Origin of the sequence: Williamsia phyllosphaerae, assembly GCF_014635305.1 — a bacterium.
In the GTDB taxonomy this organism is placed as follows: domain Bacteria; phylum Actinomycetota; class Actinomycetes; order Mycobacteriales; family Mycobacteriaceae; genus Williamsia_A; species Williamsia_A phyllosphaerae.
This window is the reverse complement of sequence record NZ_BMCS01000001.1, coordinates 1,657,407-1,675,778: the sequence shown is the minus strand read 5'-3', so window position 1 is coordinate 1,675,778 and position 18,372 is coordinate 1,657,407. Positions and strand designations below refer to the sequence as shown.

Genomic DNA, 18,372 nt, shown 5'->3' with positions numbered 1-18,372 from the left:
GTTGCTCAATCCCGGCGGTCCGGGCGGAACCGGACTGGACCAGCCGGCGTTTCTCGTCGAACGCGGTATCCCGCAACAGACCCTGGACAGCTACGACCTGATCGGTATGGACACTCGCGGCGTCGGCCACTCCGCACCGATCGGGTGTCAGATCACCGACGACATCGGCTACCGCGGGGCCGTACCGCCGTACGCCTACGATGACGCCGCATTCGACGAACAGAAGAAGGTTGCCGAGACAGTGGCGAAGAGATGCGCCGCGAACGACGACGGCCGAATGCGATCATCACGACAGCCAACATGGCCCGCGACCTCGACAGCGTCCGGCAGGCACTCGGAGAGAAGAAGGGCAATTTTCTGGGATACTCCTACGGATCCGCACTCGGTGCCGCCTACGCGTCCATGTTCCCCGACTCAACAGATCGAATCGTATTGGACAGCAACATCGGTGACACCCATCTCGATCGAGGCGGGCTTCGTCGCTACGCCGAAGGCATGGAGCAGACCTTCCCCGACTTCGCGAGGTGGGCCGCCGCGCGCGATGACGAGTACCACCTGGGCCGCACCCCCGATGAGGTGCGCCAGACGTATTTCACCCTTGCCGACAAGCTCGATCGCACGCCGGTGAACGGACTCGACGGGCGCGCGTTCCGAGCCGGAACGTTCGTCACGTTGTACAACCCCGCGTCCTACGAGGCCGCGGCGCGATCGTGGAGGTCGCTGAACGACTCGCCCTTCGCGAATCTACCTGCCGAGAAATCGGTCTCGGCGTTCGACAACACCTGGTCGGTGTTCCTCGCGGTCACGTGCAATGACGTCGAGTGGTCCCGTGACCCGCAAGTCTACAAAGAGGCCATCGCCGAGGATCGTGAGAAGTTCCCCCTGTTCGGCGCGGCTGCCGCGAACATCATGCCGTGCGCCTACTGGCAGATCGCGCACAGCGAACCGCCGGTTGCCATTCAGACCGACGGTCCGACCAACGTCCTCGTGGCCCAACACCGTCGCGACCCCGTCACGCCGCTGAGCAACGGCGAACGGATCAACGAGAAGTTCGGGGACCGCTCACGCCTGCTCACCGTCGAGGGCAGCGGACATGGCGTCTACGCACTCGGGAGCAACACGTGTGCTCAGGATGTCATCACCGACTACCTGGTCCGGGGTACGATGCCGAAGACCGACATCGAATGCTGAGTCGACCGGCGCCGCGCCCTGCCGCTATTGCACTCCCCCGCGCATCGGGCTCTAGCGGAGAAACGCCTCGATCTGCTCGACCACGAGGTCCGGTCGGGAGATGAACGGATGATGCCCGGTGGGCAGCTCGACCGAGCGGGTCGCCCGCTGAGCGTGCAAGCGCTGTAGCGCCGGCGAAGTACTGCGGTCATCCGCACAGACGATGTAGGTGGAGTCGACGCCCCGCCATCCGGCGGCGGTGGTGGGGGTGGTGAATGCGCCGATCGCCTGCGGGATCACCCGCTCCCAGGCCCGGCGCCGGATCGTCTCGTCGGCATCGTGGAGGAAGCGGTCACCGAATGACGCTGCATCGTAACCGGATACGCTGATCGTTCCGTCGCCGTTGTCCGCGACCGCCACCGGATCGGTCTCGGTGCTCATGATCGAGCCCTGAGACGAACCCACGTCGGGCAGGTACGACGACACGTACAGCAGGTGGGTCACGGCAGTGTGAGAGCCCGCCTCGGCGATGACGGTGCCGCCGTAGGAATGACCGACGACGATCGCGGAGTCGACGTCGTCGAGAACGTTGCGCAGCGCGGTGGCGTCGGCAGCGAGCCCGCTGTGCGTCTCGTCCCGGGTGGCCTCGCCACACGAGGGCAGCGCCACCGACCGGCTCTCGACACCGGTGCGCTGACGGAGCAGCCACGCGGTCGGCTCCCACCACCACTGACCATCGCGGACCAACGCACCGTGCACGAAGACGACCTGCATGGATCTCACGGTAGCGGCGTCGGCGGTGGACCGGGGTAGACCTTCGCCGGCAGCGAATCCAATCAGTGATTGAAACGTCGATTGACACGTGTTCTACTGGTGTCCATGGAACGCACCAGGTCCGATCCACGAGCTCGACTGCTGGCGGCCGCCGAGTCGCTGCTACTCGAATCCGGATACGACAGCGTGTCGATCCGGGCCGTGTGCGCGGCCGCCGAGATGAACCCGGCCGCGGTGCACTATCACTTCGGTTCCAAGGAACATCTGATCGCGGCGCTGCTGGAGTCTCGCATCGGTCCCGCGTGGTTCGAGCCCGTCGCGCGCCTCGACGCCGAGTCCCTCGGGGTCCGCGACATCGTCGACGCGGTGGTCGGACCCCTGGTCACCATGTCCGCCGACCCCACCGGACGCCTCTACCTGCACCTGCTCGCACGGCTGGTGCTGGGCCGGTACGAGGTCGCCTGGAGCGATCGATGGTTCAGCCTCGACCCGTTCGTGGACCTGCTGCAGCGCAACGTGTCCGGATTGTCGACGACCGCGGCGCGACAACGATGGGCCATCAGCTTCGAGTTGATCCTCGGGCAGTTCGGCGACCCGCTCGCCGGGGACCGGACGTTGTCACCGGCCCACGTCGAGACGTTGTGCCGCTACGTCACGGCGGGACTCTCCGACGAGGAGACCGAGGCATGAGCAGCGTCTTCGAACCGACCACTCTCGGCCCGGTCCGGTTGCGCAACAAGATCATCAAGGCAGCGACCTTCGAAGGGCGCACCCCCGATGCGCTCGTCACCGACGACCTGATCGACTATCACCGGGCTCCGGCCGCGGGCGGGGTCGCGATGACCACCGTCGCGTACTGCGCCGTCACACCCGGTGGACGCACCGACCGCCACCAGATCTGGATGCGCCCCGACGCCGTCCCGGGACTTCAACGCCTGACCGATGCCGTCCACGCCGAGGGCGCTGCGGTCAGCGCGCAGATCGGGCACGCGGGCCCCGTCGCCAACGCGGCCTCGAACCGGGCTCCGGCGTTGTCGCCGACACGCCTGTTGAGTCCGCTCAGCATGCGCATGACCCACAGGCCCGATGCCGCCGACCTGAGGGACATCGTCCGCGCCCATGCTGATGCCGCCGGCTTCGCCGAGAGCGCGGGCTTCGACGCAGTCGAGATCCACTGCGGGCACAACTACCTGGCCAGTTCCTTCCTCAGTCCACTGCTCAACCACCGTCGCGACGAGTACGGCGGGTCGCTGGTCAACCGGGCCCGGCTCGCTCGCGAGATCACCAGAGCGGTGCGCGACCGGGTTGGCGACCGACTGGCCGTCACCGTCAAACTCGGCATGGAGGACGGGATCTCCCTCGGACTGCAGATCGACGAGAGCCTGCAGGTCGCACGGTGGATCCAGGACGACGGCGCCGCCGACGCGCTCGAACTCACCGCCGGGAGTTCGCTGCTCAACCCCATGTACCTCTTCCGCGGTGACGCCCCGAGGAAGTCGTTCGCGAAAGCCTTTCCGCCGCCGATGGGCTGGGCCATGCGACTGGCCGGGCCGTTCCTTCGCGAATACCCCTACCGCGAGGCGTTTCTCCTCGACATGGCTCGCCAGTTCCGGCACGAGTTGACGATGCCGTTGATCCTGCTCGGCGGGATCACGACGACGGAGACAATGGATCTCGCGATGGACGAGGGGTTCGAGTACGTGGCCATGGCCCGGGCCCTGCTCCGACAACCAGATCTGATCAATCGATTGCAGGCCGAGCGCACCACCCGTTCCCTGTGCACGCACTGCAACGAGTGCATGCCCACCATCTACTCGCGAACGCACTGCATTCTCGCCGCCGACACCGCGCAGGCCCGATGACCGGGACCGTCCTGATCACCGGCGCCGGCGGAGGACTCGGCGGCGCGACCGCCACCGTGTTCGCCGATCGCGGATGGACGGTTCTCGCAGCAGACCTCACGAAACCGGCAGCCACGCCCGGGGTGATCCCTTTCGAGATGGACGTGACCGACACCGAATCGGTCGACGTTGCGATGGCCGACGCAGAACGCCACGCGCCGAACGGACTCGATGCCGTCGTCACCTTTGCAGGCATCATGCGCGTGGGATCTGTCGTAGAGATCGATGAGAGCGAACTGCGCCAGCTGATCGACGTCAACCTGCTCGGCACGTATCGGGTGGTGAAAGCCGCATTCCCGCTGATCCGGCGTGGACGTGGACGGGTGATCACCATCAGTTCCGAAACCGGTTGGCAGAAGGCACTCATGCTCAACGGGCCCTATGCCATCACCAAGCACGCCGTCGAGGCGTACTCCGACGCGCTCCGGCGAGAGCTGATGTTCCTCGACATCCCGGTCAGCACCATCCGACCCGGCCCCTTCCGGACCGACATGGTCAACGGAATCGATGCCGCTTTCGACCACGCCAGGAGCCGTTCCACGCTGTTCCCCGACCTCATCGGGCGGGTGGGCGCCCTCGCGGTCAAGGAGCAGTCGCGCGCACACGACCTGGCGGTGCTGGCCGAGGTCGTGTGGACGGCGGCGACCAGCACGCGCCCACGCGCGCACTACTCCGTGCGCGCGGACCTGCGACGGTCACTCCTGCATTACCTCCCGGGCCCCGTTGTCGACCGCCTCCTGAAGGCGATGTTCACGACCCGGTGACCGGCGTTGCGTCGCGTCGACCTGTCATCGCGACGTGGGTCTGCTCCGAGCTCATGGCCTCGACGGGCAGCCGGGTGAATCCCGCACGGTCGACCTTGATGCCGTCGAGAAAGATGGTGAGGTGGCGTCGGTAGAGTTCCGGGGCGACGGCACGTGAGCTGTGCATGATCGACGAGAGCGCGAGCTGGAGGACGATGATGTCGCTCTGATCGAAGTCCGGTCGCACCACCCCCTCCGCCACGGCTCTCTCGACCAGCTTCGTCAGGAGTGGGGCGATCTCATCGCGTGCGGCGTCGATGCGGTCGAGCCCCAACGCCGGGGCGTTCATCAACTCGTTGAGCCCCCGGTCACCGAACTGCTTGTCGAGCGACTGCTCGATGAACCGGACCAACGCGACCCACGCGTCGGGCTCCGCCAGCGCCTCCTCGGCCAGCGCCGCGATGTCGCGGAGCTGCTCCTCGAAGAGGGCGTCGATGACCGCCTCTTTGTTCGCGAACCGCCGGTAGGCGGTCCCGACACCGACACCCGCGCGATGTGCGATGTCGTTCAGGGTGACCGTCAGGCCACGTTCGGCGAAGAGTTCACCCGCCGCGGCCAACAGCCGATCACGGTTCTGCGCGGCATCTCGCCGCAGGGTGCCATCGCCTCGGGCGGTCATGGACGAAGAGTACCCCCCAAGCGGATACCGGGCATCCGTTTGCGTGCTACCGTCGTCATAAGCGGATACGAAGTATCCGCAACGAAGGAGAATCGGAATGAAGTTCACTCAGAGCAGCGGACAGACGGGGGCCGGCCCCGAGGACTGGTTCACCGGCACCGTGCAGATCGACGGCATCCGGAACAACGACGAGCAATCCGCGGTGGCGTGCGCGCACGTGCGTTTCGCACCCGGTGCACGCACCGCCTGGCACCACCACCCGAAGGGCCAGACCCTGTACGTCACCGACGGCATCGGACTGGTCGCGACCACGGACGGTGTCCAGGAAATCCGGCCCGGTGACGTCGTCTACATCGAACCGGGCGAGATCCACTGGCACGGAGCGACGTCAGAGCGGTTCATGGCCCATGTCGCCATCCAGGAGGCAGACGACCGAGGCGAGGTCGTCACCTGGCTGGAGCACGTCACCGACGATGAATACCTCCGTCATGGACGTGACGTCTGATCGGTCACGGCCGGAAGCGGATTGACCGTCGGTGGGGTGGGTTCGCGTTCCACGCCGCCCGCGATCGCGCGATCGGGCAACCAGATGACGAAGGTGCTCCCCACGCCCACTGCGCTGAACAGCGTCATTCGGCCCTCATGGCTCTCGACGATCTGTCGGGCGATGGTCAGGCCCAAACCGCTCCCCCGCCGACGGCTCTCGGATTGTTCACCGGTGCTCGCGCGCCGGAAGCGCTCGAACACCAACTGCTGCTCCGACTCCGCGATCCCCGGACCGGCATCGCGGACCGCGGTCCACGACCAACCGGCCTGGCTGCCGACCGCGACCGTGATCGTCGATCCGCTGGGGGCCAACCGGATCGCGTTCGACATCAGGTTGCCAATGGCGCGGCCCAGGGACTCCGGCTCGGCGTAGACGATTGGTCCGGTCGGGGCCCGCACCACCAGATCGAGTGAACGTTCCTCCGCGGGGAAGCGGTACTCCTCGGCGGTGTCGGTGACGAGGCTCGCGAGATCGAGTTCGTGGTCGGTGAACGCTCCTGACCGTCGTCGCGCCGTGGCCAGGAGATCCTCGAGCAGGCGCGTCATCCGAGCCGTGGCCCGAGTGATGATCGCCATCGCATCGGCGCGTTCGGCGGCACTCGACTGGTCGTCGGCCAGCACCGCCTCGACATTCGCCTGGATGACCGCCACGGGATTTCGCAACTCGTGACTCACGTCCTCGACCAGATTCCGCTCGGTCCGAAAAGCCGTCTCCAGCCGATCGAGCATGTGGTCGATGGTGTCGGCGAGGGTCTTGAGTTCGTCGGTCGGTCCCGACGCAGCTATGCGACGGCTCAGGTCGGTCGCGGTGATCTCCCGGGCGGTGTCGGTGATACGTCCGAGCGGACGCAGGAGACGCCCGGCGACGAACCAACCGATCAGCAGGCTGAGCCCGAAGATGACCACCAACGCCACCACCGATGCGTTGCGGAGGGTGTCGAGGGTGTTCTGGTTGACCGCCTTCTGCACGCTCTGCAGATCGGCGGCCTGGAACTGCTCGCCTGCCTTGTATTGGATTGTCCCACCGGCGGTCTTGGTGAACTTCTTCACCGTGACCTCGTCGAGAGGGCCGGCCTCGATGGTGTGCGACAGCGTCAGGTAGACCGCGGCGAGGATCGCGGCGGTGACGATGAACAGCAGGGCCGAGGTGAACAGCGCGAGTCGTACCCGGATGGTTCGAACCCACCCGGGGCGGGCGGTCACGCGGTCTTCCGCAACCGGTAACCGCGCCCGATCATGGTCTCGATCGCCGGCGTCTCGGAACCGACGCTGAGCTTGCGCCGCAGCGTGCCCACCGTGACCCGGACCGTCTGTGTGAACGGGTCGGCGTTCTCGTCCCAGACGTGTCGGAGCAGCTCCTCGGCGGAGATCAGGTGGTCGGGCTTGCTCATCAGGTAGCGCAGCACCGCGAACTCCTTGAGCGTCAGACCCACCTCCCGGCCACCCCGGTGCACGAGCTGACGCGCGGGGTCGAGGGTGATGTCTCCGACCTTGGCCACCGTCGAGGACCGGACCACCTCGCGGCGCAGCAGCGCGCGGATCCGGGCCGAGAGTTCGGCGAGGGCAAAGGGTTTGACGACGTAGTCGTCGGCGCCCACGTCCAGCCCGCGGACCCGGTCCGGCAGTCCGCCGCGGGCGGTGAGCATGAGGACGCGGACATCAGGACCGGATTCGCTGGGCACCAACCCTTCTCGGACACGCTGTGCGAGTGTGAAGCCGTCGCCGTCGGGCAGGTTGACGTCGAGCAGGACGAGATCGTAGGCGTGCACGGCGAGCTTGGCGTAGGCGTCGGCACACGTCAGTGAGATGTCGACGGCGTACCCCTCACGCCGCAGCCCGATGCTCAGCGCACTGACCAACCCCTCTTCGTCCTCCACGATCAACAACCTCATGGCACCCCACGATAGCGGGGCTCACCAGGAGCGACGACTGCTCTTTCGCTCGCCTTTCGGTGGCTTTTCCACTGGTTTTCGCATGTCACGGGTCCACTGGGCTCACTGCGTCACCCGCCGATCGGCAATCCTCGAGGAGCCTCCAGATGAACGACCACCTCACCAGCACGACCCGACCGACCCCGGTCGACCCACCGGTGGCCGCGGGAGCCCGGGTCGAGCGCGCCCTCTTCGAGGTCAAGCGCGTCGTGGTCGGCCAGGACGCCATGGTCGAACGCATGCTCGTGGGTCTGTTGGCCCGCGGACACGTCCTGCTCGAAGGAGTTCCCGGGGTCGCGAAGACCCTGGCCGTCCGCACCCTCGCCGAGGTCGTCGGCGGGGAGTTCCGACGACTGCAGTTCACCCCCGACCTGATGCCCGGCGACATCGTCGGCACCCGGGTGTGGCGGCCGTCGACGGAGAGTTTCGACATCGAGCTCGGTCCCATCTTCGGCAACCTCGTCCTCGCCGACGAGATCAACCGGGCGCCGGCCAAGGTGCAGTCGGCGCTGCTGGAGGCGATGGCGGAGAAACAGGTCAGCATCGGTGGACGGACTTTCGCCCTCCCCGACCCGTTCCTGGTCCTCGCCACGCAGAACCCCATCGAGACCGACGGGGTGTACCGCCTGCCCGAGGCGCAGCGCGACCGTTTCCTGCTCAAGGTCGACGTCGGCCATCCGAGCGAGTTGGAGGAGATGGCGATCATCTCGCGCATGGGCATCACGGCGCCGCAGGCCTCGACGATCCTGCAGCTCGAGGACGTGGTCGAGCTACAGGCGGCGGCCGCGGCGGTGTTCGTCCACCACGCGATCGAGAACTACATCGTCCGACTGGTGATGGCCACCCGAACGCCCGCCGACTACGGACTCCCCGGTCTCGTCGGTGCCCTCGAGTACGGCGTCAGCCCTCGAGGGTCGCTCGGGCTGCTGGCGGCATCGCGCGCCCTGGCGTTGATCCGCGGCCGTGACTACGTGTTGCCGGGCGACGTGGCGGACCTCGCGGGCGACGTCCTGGCGCACCGGTTGGTGCTGACGTTCGACGCGTCGGCCGACGACATCGACGCACGGGACCTGATCGACGTGGTGGTCCGCGCCGTGCCCGCACCGCGGATCGCGCCACACGAGGACGACGCCGAGGAGCGACTGGCGTGACGCTGACCGCGTTCGGAGATCTCGAGCTGCGGGTGCGCCGGCGGGTGTCCGGGTTGATCTACGGCGACAACGAGGGTGTGCGGCTGGGCCCGGGCAGCGTCGCCGAGGAGATCGTCCGGTACCAGCCGGGCGACGACGTCCGGCGGATCGACTGGAACGTCACCGCCCGGTCGATGGAACCGCATGTCTGGCGACCGCGCGCCGACCACGAACTCGAGACCTGGGTGCTCCTCGACGAGACGCCGAGCATGGCGTTCGGCACCGACATCACCGAGAAGGGCGATCTCGCCGCGCAGGTCGCCGGCGCGATCGGACTCCTCACCGACGGGCCCGGGAACCGGATGGGGGTCGCGCGCCTGACGGTCGACGGGATGGCCTACCTCCGTCCGCTGGCGTCCCGGAAAGCCGCTCGACGCGCCGTCGTGACATCCGACCAACCGGCCCGGGACGGTGTCGCCGAGGTGGACCTCACCACCGCGATCGATGAACTGTCCCGCCGCGCACGGCGTCCCGGGCTCCGCGTCATCGTCTCGGATCTGCTCGGTGCCGACGGGGCGATCGACCGCCCCTTCGCGTGGGAGCGGGCGCTGCGGCGCATGGCCGTACGGAACCAGGTGGTGGTCGTGGAGATCATCGACCCCCGCGACCTGTCGCTCCCCGATGTCGGTCATCTCGTGCTCGTCGACCCCGAGTCCGGTCGTCAACGGGAGATATCGACGTCGGATCGTCGCACGCGGCACGCCTTCGACTCTGCCGCACGACGATTCCGCTCCGACACCACGGCCGCGGTGCGGTCGACCGGGTGCCAACACGTCGTGTTGCGAACCGACCAGGACTGGTTGCTCGAACTCGCCCGATTCGTCCAGAGGTGGAACCGCTCGTGACCTTCATCAGCCCCCTGGGGCTTCTCCTTCTCATCCCGGTCGTCGCCATTGCGGTCGCCTACGTGGTGATGCTCCGGCGGCGCCGCCGATACGCGGTGCGTTTCGCCGCGTTGCCGATGCTGGACAAAGTGGTTCCGCGGCGACCCGCGTGGCGCCGCCACCTCCCCACCGCGGCAATCGTTCTGGCCTTCGCCGCGTTGTCGATGGCGATCGCCCGACCCGAGATCGCCTTCACGATCCCCCGTGAACGCGCCACCGTGATGGTGGCGATCGACACGTCGGCGTCCATGCAGGCCACCGACGTCGCCCCCTCACGGATGGCCGCGGCGATCGACGCCGCATCGGACTTCATCGACGACCTGCCGACCACCTTCAACGTGGGGGTCGTGGCGTTCGCCGGTACCGCGGATCTCGTCTCACCGCCGAGCACCGACCGCACGGCGGCCAAGGCGAGCCTGCGGTCACTGGGCGTGTCGAGCGCCACGGCCGTCGGCGAAGCGGTCTTCTCCTCGCTCGACGCCATCGCCTCCATCGACCAGCGCCTCGACACCGACGACGACGACGACGACGAGTCGACGCCCGACGAGGTCGTACCGGGACGGATAGTCCTGCTCTCGGACGGGTCGAACACGGTCGGCCGTAGTCCCGCAGAGTCGGCGCTGGCGAGCGTGGCCGCCGAGGTGGAGGTGTCGACGATCGCCTACGGCACCCCCGACGGGGTTCTCGACACCGGCGGGTTCGACGTGCCGGTACCCGTCGACACCACGACCCTCGAGCGACTGGCCGACGACACCGGCGGGCAGGCGTACACGGCGCAGAGCAGCGGCGAACTCGAGGACGTCTACCGCGACATCGGGTCGTCGATCGGCTATCGCACCGAGATCCGTGAGGTCACGACCTGGTTCGCGGTCTCGGGACTCCTCCTGGGGCTCGCCGCGGCGGCGATGTCGCTGCGCTGGTTCTCCCGGTTGATCTGACCGCCCACCCCACCCACAGATCGAGGACCGCAGTGATCCAGAAACGTCCCCCCGGGTACCGACCCGACTTCCTCCCACCCGATCCCACCGCACCGACCCCGGTGCCCACGGGGCACCGACCCGCCGTGCCCATGACGGCATTCCGACCACCGGCCCCGCTGTCGCCACCACCGGCGATCGAGGCGCCCACCGAGGACGCGAGACCACACCGGGCCGGCCGTCGTCGCGGCACCGCGCTGGTCGCAACGTGCGTGGTGCTCAGCGTGCTCGCGGGGACCGGCACGGCCTACGTTCTCGATCAGACGGACATCGGCCCCACAGGCGACTCGACGCGAGCCGCTGTCGCCGGCGCCGGCGCCGGTCCGCGGGCCACCGAGTACGCCGCCGGCCGGATCGTGCCGAGCGTGGTGCAGGTGACCGCAGGCCGTTCGGCCGGATCCGGGTTCGCGATCGACTCCGCGGGTCACGTGATCACCAACCATCACGTGATCGAAGGGCAGGAGTCGGTGACGCTGCGTCTGTCGACGGGGCGTCAGGTGCCGGCACGGGTGGTCGGGAGTGATCCCGCCGCCGACATCGCTGTCCTCGAGATCCGCGGTTCGGCTCCCGCGGCAGCGCAACTCGGCACGGGGGTTCCGCTGCGGACCGGTGAATCGGTACTGGCCGTCGGGTCCCCGCTGGGGCTGAGCGGCACGGTCACCGCGGGCATCGTGAGCGCGGTCGATCGTCGCCAGACCACGGTCGGGGCGGGCGGCATGATCCAGACCGACGCCTCGATCAACCCCGGCAATTCCGGTGGGCCGTTGGTCAATCTGGACGGTCAGGTCGTCGGCGTCAACACCGCCATCGCCACCTACGGTGGTCAGCGTTCGGGCAACATCGGGATCGGCTTCTCGGTTCCCATCGACCGGGCCATGCAGGTGGCAACCCGGATCATCGCCGAGAACTGAGCCGACCTCATCCCTCGAGATCGAACCGTTCACGCTCACGACGGCCGTGGGTCAGACGGCGTAGGTCGGTCTCGGAGTCGAAGCTGGAGCCGACTCCACCGGCGACCACCCCCATGGTCGAGCTGAGCCACGCCAGGTTGACGTAGTCGGAGAAGCCGACCGGCCGACCGAGTATCAGCTCCATGAACTGCGGGTCGATCAGCGCTGTGCCGCCGAGGAGGATGGCCACGAACAGGGTCACGTACAGCGTGAGCACACAGACGAACAGGGTGGCCAGGGTCGACATGTTGTACAGGAAAGTGACCTGGGCGTACCGGGTTTGGGCGGTCCGGTCCCACAGACCGTTGCTCAACACCAACCACCCCATCAGGATGACGATGGCCAGGAACGTGAACAGCAACAGCCGCCACGACGGCAGGTACGACGCCATCTGCCAGATCGAGTTGTAGAAGATGCCGAACGCTCCTGCTGCCGCTGCCGCGGCCAGTGCACTCGACAACCGGGGGGCCGTCTTCAACGGCTCGTTCGTCGAGATCATGCCCAGAACCGTTCGCAGCCAGGAGAACACCGTCAGAGCGTAGAGCTGCGTCGGACCGGAACCCGGAGTCTTCCACCGGCTGCCCCGGAACGGGACCGGCCTGCGTTCGTCGCCGGAGGTGGCCTCACACAGCATGCGAGCGGACTGGGTCAGCGCGATACGCAGACGTCGCCTGGTTGCCCACGCACCCAGGGTCGGGTTCGAGATGACCGCGAGCCGCGCGTCGACGAACACCTCGGAGATGAGGGGTTGTCTGGGTGTGTAGCGCGGGATCTCGGTGACCACCACGATCGCGTGCGGGTCGGGACCGGGCGCCGCGGTGCGGGCCCGCACGTAGTCGATGGTGTCGTCGGGCCGCAGACGAACCAGGTGCACGCTCTGGATCACCGACACCGGCCGACCCAACAGCCGGGTCAGCTCCGGCTCGAGTGTGGGAAGGATCGCGGCGACGCGGCGGGACACGATCCCCGGGTCGCTGACGATCAACACCGTCGACGCGACGTGGTCGACCGAGTCGGTCGCATCGTTCAGTGCAGCCATCGGCGATAGATCTCCGTGTCGTGGTGGTCGGCCCCTCAGGCACGAAACATATCGGACACGACGCCCGAAGTCAGACCTGAGGGAAGCCGACCCGCGTCAGCTCCTCGGACCTCCGCCAGGTCCGGGCGGCCTGGTCGGCATCGGTGAGACGCGGGTACAGCTTCTGCCGTCCGGGCCGACCACCCAGATGACCCAGGCCGCCGGGACCGTAGAACACGCCGCCCTGGGCATCTGGTGAGGTGGCGGCCAACAGCGCGGGTAGTGCCGCGGACTCGACGGTGCCGACGAGGATTCGGCGCGCCGAGAGCTGCCGGATCACTCTGCGGCTCAGGGTGTCCCGGTCACGGTCGAGCTCGGGGCGGGCGGCGAGGAGATTGGTGGGTGCGACCCCGGGGTGCGACAGGATGCTGGTGAGGCCCCACCCGCCGGCGGTGCTGCGGCGGTCGAGCTCGAGTCCGAACATCCCCATCGCGATCTTCGACTGACTGTAGGCGCGCATCCCGTCGTAGGAGCGTTCCCAGTTGAGGTCGTCGTCGTTTATGGCACCGCTGTTCGCCGCGACACTGATCTGCGAGACCACGCGTGCCCGCCCGGCGCGCAACAGCGGCAGCAGATGCGCCACCAGCGCGAAGTGCCCCAGGTGGTTCGTGCCGAACTGCAACTCGAATCCGTCGGAGGTGACCTGCCGGTCGGGTGGGGTCATGACACCGGCGTTGTTGATCAGGATGTCGATGGGCGTGCCCTCCTCGACGAGCGTCGCGGCCAGCGCAGCGACCGAGTCCAGCGACGACAGATCGAGATCGCGGAGCGACACACGGGCATCGGGCACTGCTTCTGCGATGGCGGCCACCGCCGCGTCTCCTTTCGCCCTGTTGCGGACGGGCACGATGACCTCGGCGCCCGCTGCGGCCAGTCGGGTCGCGACCACCAGCCCGATCCCGTCGCTCGCGCCGGTGACGACGGCGCGTTGTCCGGACAGGTCGGGGACGTCGATGTCGATCTGTGTGCGTGCCATGGTCACTCCTGGGGTTCGTCGGGTGCTCTCCACAGTGACCCGTGCACACGGCGACAGGCAGGGCCTGACGATCCACTGTTGGCGGAGACCAGGCAGGGGTACATGCCGCCATGAGGGGGATCAGCAGGCCGTGGCTCTGGCTGGGCGCGGACGGTAGGAAGTGAGGTGACCCTCGAGGAGGCACCGATGACGATCGACCGAGATGGGCTCGCCGAGTTCCTCCGACTCCGCCGCGAGGCCCTGCAACCCGAGGACGTGGGCATCCCGCGCGGGCAACGCCGCCGGACGAGTGGGCTGCGCCGGGAGGAGGTCGCGGCGTTGTGTCACATGTCGACCGACTACTACTCCCGCCTCGAGCGCGCGCGCGGCCCGCAACCGTCCGGCCAGATGATCGCCTCGATCGCGCAGGGGCTGCACCTGTCTCGCGTGGAGCGCGACCACCTGTTCCGTCTCGCCGGACACCAGCCGCCCACGCAGGGAACGGTCGGCGACCACGTCAGCCCCGGGCTCATGCGCATCCTCGACCGCCTGCAGGACACTCCCGCCGAGATCGTCTCCGAGCTGGGCGAGACCCTGCGCCAGACCGACCTCGGTGTGGCGCTCGTCGGCGACCTCACGCGGTACAGCGGAAACGCCCGCAGCATCGGCTACCGGTGGTTCACCGACCCCGACAGCCGCTTGATCTACCACCCCGACGATCACGCCTTCCTCACCCGGATGTGGGTGTCCGGTCTCCGCGAGATGGTGACGATGCGCGGGTCCGGTTCACGAGCCGCCCACCTCGCGGAGCTGCTGCTCGAGGAGAGCGACGAGTTCCGTCGGACGTGGAACACCCACGAGGTGGGCGTCCGCCCCACCGAGACGAAACGGTTCGTGCATCCGGAACTCGGCACGCTGGAGCTCACCTGTCAGACCCTGCTCGACCCGGCGCAGTCGCACCACCTGCTGGTGTACACGGCCACCCCCGGCACCGAGTCCCACGAGAAACTGCAACTGCTCTCGGTCATCGGCTCGCAGACGATACGCGTCTCGCCGACTCCGACGGACGGTCCATAGACAACGAGACCGATCGCTCACCACCGCCGCGGCGCAAACAGGGCAGACTCGAAAGGTCGGGCCGCCACGGCGCGATCGAACGCGAGGAGTCCCATGAAGGTGTTGGTCACCGGTGCATCCGGTTACGTCGGCGGTCGTCTGGTCCCGCGCCTGCTCGCCGACGGACACGACATCCGCGTCACCACGAGCAGCCCCGAATCCACCATCACCGCGTGGTGGGCAGATCGGGTGAACTCCGTGACGATGGATGTTCTCGACGCCGACCAGGTGCGAGAGGCCACCGAGGGCATCGACGCCGTGTTCTATCTGATCCACGGCATGGGGGACGGTGACGACTTCGCCGAGACGGATCGCACGGCCGCAGAGAACATGACCGCCGCGATCGATCAGCACGGCATCCCCAAGGTCGTCTATCTGACCGGCATCGTCCCCGACGTCGAGTCCGACGACCTCTCCGAGCACATCTCGTCGCGCCTGGAGGTCGAGAAGATCCTCGAAGGGTCCTCCGCGACGGCCGTCGCACTCCGTGCCGCGATCATCCTCGGCAGCGGGTCGACGTCGTTCGAACTCATCCGCCAGGTCAGTGAGCGCCTACCCGTCCAGACCGTTCCCAGCTGGATGGACTCCCAGGTCCAGCCCATCGCCGTCACCGACGTGCTGGACGCTCTCGCGGGAGCCCTCGACACGAAGGTCCCCGGTGGGCATTACGACATCGGCGGCGCGCAGACCATGGCGTACTCGGACCTTCTCGACACGTACACCACGATCGCCGGGATCACCCGTCCGCAGGTGAGCGTTCCGTTGCTGCCCACGGCGCTCGTCGGCGAGATGGTCGCCGCCCTCACCGACGTCCCGTCGTCGACGGTCACCGCTCTCGTCGAGAGCCTGCACCACGACATGGTCTGCCACTCAACGTCTTTCCTAGGGACGCTCCTCCCTGCCGATTACACCCTGACCACGACCGAGGACGCGATCACCCGAGCCCTGGCCGAACCGGCAGCCGATCCCGCTGAGGCCGATCCGATCGGCCCCATGCCGCACGATCCCGACTGGGCCGGCGGCGGGAGCGACACCCCCATCCGCACAAAGATCTCGAACGTGGTCAACAAAGTGCTGCCGGGCAACTGATCTACGGGTGCAGCCCCCGGACCGGACTGAGGCTCTCGAGTAGCGCGGCCACGGTCAGCACGGTGCTCTCGGCGTGCCGAGCGGCAGCGATCTGCACGCCGATGGGCAGGCCGTCCGAGCTGGTCCCGAACCGCATCGACAGCGCAGGCATCCCCGTGATGTTGAACTGCACCGTGTAGCTCTGGACATGGGTGGCGTCGACGGTCTGGCCGTCGACGACGAGATACGAGGCACCGTGTCGATGCGCGGGAACGGGCAGGACCGGCAGCAGCACGGCGTCGAATCGCGTGAAGTACTCGCTGTACCCGTCGCGAATACGCTCGAAGGCCTGCTCCGCGGCGACGTAGTCCTCGATCGCCGTGTCGGGTGTCGCCAGCATCCCGCGCGACATGGTGAACATCTCGTGCTCGTGCCCCGAGACGACCTCGGCCATGGCCGGTTTGAGCTCCATGACGTGCTGCTTGTCGAACCAGTACAGCGGGTTGTCCCGTTGGAGGGCTTCGATGGTGACCGGCTCGACATGAGCGCCGCTCTCGCGCAGCGCCAACGCCGCGCTGCGCACGGTCGCCGCGACCTCAGGGTCGACCGGTCCCAGCCCCGAGTCGGTGAACCATCCGACTCTCAGCTGACGTCCGTCGCCGGTACCGATGCCGGTGTCGAACCGTGCCGGGGTGTCAGCGAACGCGTCGTGGCCATCGGGTCCACTCATCACCGAGTACGCCAGGGCCAGGTCGCGAACGGTGTGCGCCATGGGGCCGACGTGCCAGTCCCGTCGGGGCACCCGCGGCCAGACCCCGGTCATCGGGATCCGACCGTGCGTCGGTTTGAGTGCGGTGATCCCCGTTTGCGCGGCGGGGCCCCGCACCGAGATCGCGAGGTCGGTGCCCAGGCCGAGCGGACTCATGCCCGCCGCGATCGCCGCGGACTCCCCGCCACTCGATCCGCCGGGTGTGCGGTCGAGGTTCCACGGGTTGTTCGTCCGCCCCGTCAGCAGGTTGTCGCTCTCGGTGGAATACGAGAACTCCGGGAGGTTGGTCTTTGCCAACAGGATTCCCCCGGCCGCCCTCATCCTCGCGACGCTCGTCGCGTCGGTGTCCGGTGTCCGGCCGGCGAAGATCGGAGATCCGCGTTGCGTCATCACACCGGCGGTGTCGATGGAGTCCTTGACGGTGAACGGCACACCGTGCAGCGGCCCGACGTCGTGTCCGGCCGCGAGATCAGCATCGGCAGCGCGCGCTGCCGAAAGGGCGTTCTCGTTCACGGTCACCACGGCGTTGATCGCCGGGTCGACCGCGTCGATTCGATCGAGATGCGCCTGCACGACCTCCACCACGGAGACACGCCGCGTTCGGATGAGCTCGGCGAGATCGGTGGCGTCGCGGAAGATCAGGGCGTCATTCATGGATGTGGTCCTCACTGGTTGTCGATGAGTTGTGGGTCGTCGAGCGGGATGTGGGCGCCGGAGGCGACGACCGGGACTGCACCAGACATGCGCCGGCGCCGACGGCCAGCCCGGCCACCGAGAGCGGCGATAGCGCCTCTCCGAGCGCGAACCACGCCATCACCGACGCGGCTGCAGGAATGACGGCGAACAGGATCGATGCGGCGCGTGCCCCGGCAGTCTTGATGCACGCGGAGTACAGGGTCGTGGCACCGACCGAACTGAACACGACCATCAGGACGAGGAGCACCAGCGCCCGGGGAAGGTCGGTGACGTGGTCCGGTGATGCCATCGCGAACACCGCGGCGACCGGGGTCGAGGCCGTGAGACCGACTGCGGTCACCAACCACACGTCCATGTCCGCACAGAAGCGGCCCTGGTACACGCCGCCGACGGACAGGCCGACCATCGCCAGCAGCACCGCTGCGATGCCCACGCCCACATCGTGATCGGCGGCGATCTTCGGGGCGCACGCCAGCACCACTGCGACCGCGGCCAGGACGAGCGCGAGCATCCCCTGCCGGGATTCACGGTGACCGAGCGACACTGCCATCACCCCGGCCGTGACTACCGGGTTGAGCGCGATGACGAGTGCGCCGAGACCGGAGGGCACCCCGTGCGCGAGCGCCCAGTACAACCCCAGGAACTGCACGCCCTGTGTCATGAGACCCGCGACGGCGGCATGACCGACCGTGCGACGTGAGGGCCACGTCGGTCGACGGATCGAGACGATCGCCCACAGCAACGCGGCCGACGCCGCGAACCGGAGCGCGATGACGAGAAAGGGTGACATCACCGCGACCGCGGCTGCGCCGATCGGATAGCCGGCCGCGTAGAGCAGCACCGTCGGCGCGGCCAGGCGCGGGGACAGGGATCGTTGGGGCATGACTCGACCGTGCGCCCACCGATGCCATCACTCCAACACTGTTCACCGATCGTGAACGGTCG

The 18,372-nt window shown here is 67.9% G+C and carries 19 protein-coding genes; 11 read left to right on the top strand and 8 right to left on the bottom strand.

What is annotated here, in order from left to right:
- The first annotated feature begins 252 nt into the window (after positions 1–252).
- Positions 253–1,191: an alpha/beta hydrolase gene (locus tag IEV93_RS22595; protein ID WP_268237464.1), complete on the top strand. Its 939-nt coding sequence runs from the start codon at positions 253–255 to the stop codon at positions 1,189–1,191.
- Between the two features lie 51 nt (positions 1,192–1,242).
- Here the strand turns inward: IEV93_RS22595 and IEV93_RS07885 are convergent, their stop codons facing one another.
- Entirely contained in the window at positions 1,243–1,944 is a 702-nt protein-coding gene (locus IEV93_RS07885) for an alpha/beta hydrolase (RefSeq protein WP_188488514.1), read from the bottom strand.
- A 105-nt stretch (positions 1,945–2,049) separates the two neighbouring features.
- Here IEV93_RS07885 and IEV93_RS07880 point away from each other — a divergent pair, with 105 nt between their 5' ends.
- From IEV93_RS07880 to IEV93_RS07870, 3 genes are read left to right on the top strand one after another with little or no spacing between them, the layout of a single operon-like run.
- On the top strand, positions 2,050–2,634 hold the full coding sequence (locus IEV93_RS07880; RefSeq protein ID WP_188488512.1) for a TetR family transcriptional regulator: 585 nt from the start codon (positions 2,050–2,052) through the stop codon (positions 2,632–2,634).
- On the top strand, positions 2,631–3,806 hold the full coding sequence (locus tag IEV93_RS07875; protein WP_188488509.1) for an NADH:flavin oxidoreductase: 1,176 nt from the start codon (positions 2,631–2,633) through the stop codon (positions 3,804–3,806). The genes IEV93_RS07880 and IEV93_RS07875 overlap by 4 nt, the downstream gene beginning before the upstream one ends.
- Positions 3,803–4,609 carry an SDR family NAD(P)-dependent oxidoreductase gene (locus IEV93_RS07870; RefSeq protein WP_188488507.1) on the top strand — a complete coding sequence of 269 codons (807 nt, stop codon included), beginning with the start codon at positions 3,803–3,805 and terminating at the stop codon, positions 4,607–4,609. Before IEV93_RS07875 ends, IEV93_RS07870 begins: the two co-directional genes overlap by 4 nt.
- Here the strand turns inward: IEV93_RS07870 and IEV93_RS07865 are convergent.
- Positions 4,596–5,267: a TetR/AcrR family transcriptional regulator gene (locus IEV93_RS07865; RefSeq protein WP_188488505.1), complete on the bottom strand. Its 672-nt coding sequence runs from the start codon at positions 5,265–5,267 to the stop codon at positions 4,596–4,598. The genes IEV93_RS07870 and IEV93_RS07865 overlap by 14 nt on opposite strands.
- Before the next feature lie 97 nt (positions 5,268–5,364).
- On the opposite strand from IEV93_RS07865, the gene IEV93_RS07860 reads away from it, so the two are divergent.
- On the top strand, positions 5,365–5,772 hold the full coding sequence (locus IEV93_RS07860) for a (R)-mandelonitrile lyase (RefSeq protein WP_188488503.1): 408 nt from the start codon (positions 5,365–5,367) through the stop codon (positions 5,770–5,772).
- Here IEV93_RS07860 and IEV93_RS07855 read toward each other — a convergent pair.
- On the bottom strand, positions 5,754–7,016 hold the full coding sequence (locus tag IEV93_RS07855; protein ID WP_188488502.1) for a sensor histidine kinase: 1,263 nt from the start codon (positions 7,014–7,016) through the stop codon (positions 5,754–5,756). The two genes, IEV93_RS07860 and IEV93_RS07855, sit on opposite strands and share 19 nt — an antisense overlap.
- Positions 7,013–7,705, bottom strand: coding sequence for a response regulator transcription factor (locus tag IEV93_RS07850; RefSeq protein ID WP_188488500.1), 693 nt, complete (start codon positions 7,703–7,705; stop codon positions 7,013–7,015). The genes IEV93_RS07855 and IEV93_RS07850 overlap by 4 nt, the downstream gene beginning before the upstream one ends.
- 146 nt (positions 7,706–7,851) lie before the next feature.
- Between IEV93_RS07850 and IEV93_RS07845 the strand changes: the two genes are divergently transcribed.
- From IEV93_RS07845 to IEV93_RS07830, 4 genes are read left to right on the top strand one after another with little or no spacing between them, the layout of a single operon-like run.
- Positions 7,852–8,895: an AAA family ATPase gene (locus tag IEV93_RS07845; protein ID WP_188488498.1), complete on the top strand. Its 1,044-nt coding sequence runs from the start codon at positions 7,852–7,854 to the stop codon at positions 8,893–8,895.
- Positions 8,892–9,779 carry a DUF58 domain-containing protein gene (locus IEV93_RS07840; protein ID WP_188488496.1) on the top strand — a complete coding sequence of 296 codons (888 nt, stop codon included), beginning with the start codon at positions 8,892–8,894 and terminating at the stop codon, positions 9,777–9,779. Before IEV93_RS07845 ends, IEV93_RS07840 begins: the two co-directional genes overlap by 4 nt.
- Positions 9,776–10,756 (top strand): VWA domain-containing protein, encoded by a 981-nt coding sequence (locus IEV93_RS07835; protein WP_188488493.1) that lies wholly within the window; start codon positions 9,776–9,778, stop codon positions 10,754–10,756. Before IEV93_RS07840 ends, IEV93_RS07835 begins: the two co-directional genes overlap by 4 nt.
- A 32-nt stretch (positions 10,757–10,788) precedes the next feature.
- Positions 10,789–11,706, top strand: coding sequence for a S1C family serine protease (locus IEV93_RS07830; RefSeq protein ID WP_229704960.1), 918 nt, complete (start codon positions 10,789–10,791; stop codon positions 11,704–11,706).
- A gap of 7 nt (positions 11,707–11,713) precedes the next feature.
- Here the strand turns inward: IEV93_RS07830 and IEV93_RS07825 are convergent, their stop codons facing one another.
- Together IEV93_RS07825 and IEV93_RS07820 are read right to left on the bottom strand one after the other, a co-directional pair.
- Positions 11,714–12,784 carry a hypothetical protein gene (locus IEV93_RS07825; RefSeq protein WP_188488491.1) on the bottom strand — a complete coding sequence of 357 codons (1,071 nt, stop codon included), beginning with the start codon at positions 12,782–12,784 and terminating at the stop codon, positions 11,714–11,716.
- Between the two features lie 70 nt (positions 12,785–12,854).
- Positions 12,855–13,799, bottom strand: a complete 945-nt coding sequence (locus IEV93_RS07820) for an SDR family oxidoreductase (RefSeq protein ID WP_188488489.1) — start codon at positions 13,797–13,799, stop codon at positions 12,855–12,857.
- 186 nt (positions 13,800–13,985) lie between these two features.
- Here IEV93_RS07820 and IEV93_RS07815 point away from each other — a divergent pair, with 186 nt between their 5' ends.
- On the top strand, positions 13,986–14,855 hold the full coding sequence (locus IEV93_RS07815; RefSeq protein ID WP_188488487.1) for a helix-turn-helix transcriptional regulator: 870 nt from the start codon (positions 13,986–13,988) through the stop codon (positions 14,853–14,855).
- Positions 14,856–14,948: 93 nt separating this feature from the next.
- The gene (locus IEV93_RS07810; protein ID WP_188488486.1) at positions 14,949–15,983 is read left to right on the top strand and encodes an NAD(P)H-binding protein; all 1,035 of its coding nucleotides are present in this window, start codon (positions 14,949–14,951) and stop codon (positions 15,981–15,983) included.
- Position 15,984: 1 nt separating this feature from the next.
- Here IEV93_RS07810 and IEV93_RS07805 read toward each other — a convergent pair whose 3' ends face one another.
- Positions 15,985–17,385, bottom strand: coding sequence for an amidase (locus IEV93_RS07805; protein ID WP_188488483.1), 1,401 nt, complete (start codon positions 17,383–17,385; stop codon positions 15,985–15,987).
- Positions 17,378–18,310 carry a DMT family transporter gene (locus IEV93_RS07800; protein WP_188488481.1) on the bottom strand — a complete coding sequence of 311 codons (933 nt, stop codon included), beginning with the start codon at positions 18,308–18,310 and terminating at the stop codon, positions 17,378–17,380. Before IEV93_RS07800 ends, IEV93_RS07805 begins: the two co-directional genes overlap by 8 nt.
- Between the last annotated feature and the right edge of the window lie 62 nt (positions 18,311–18,372).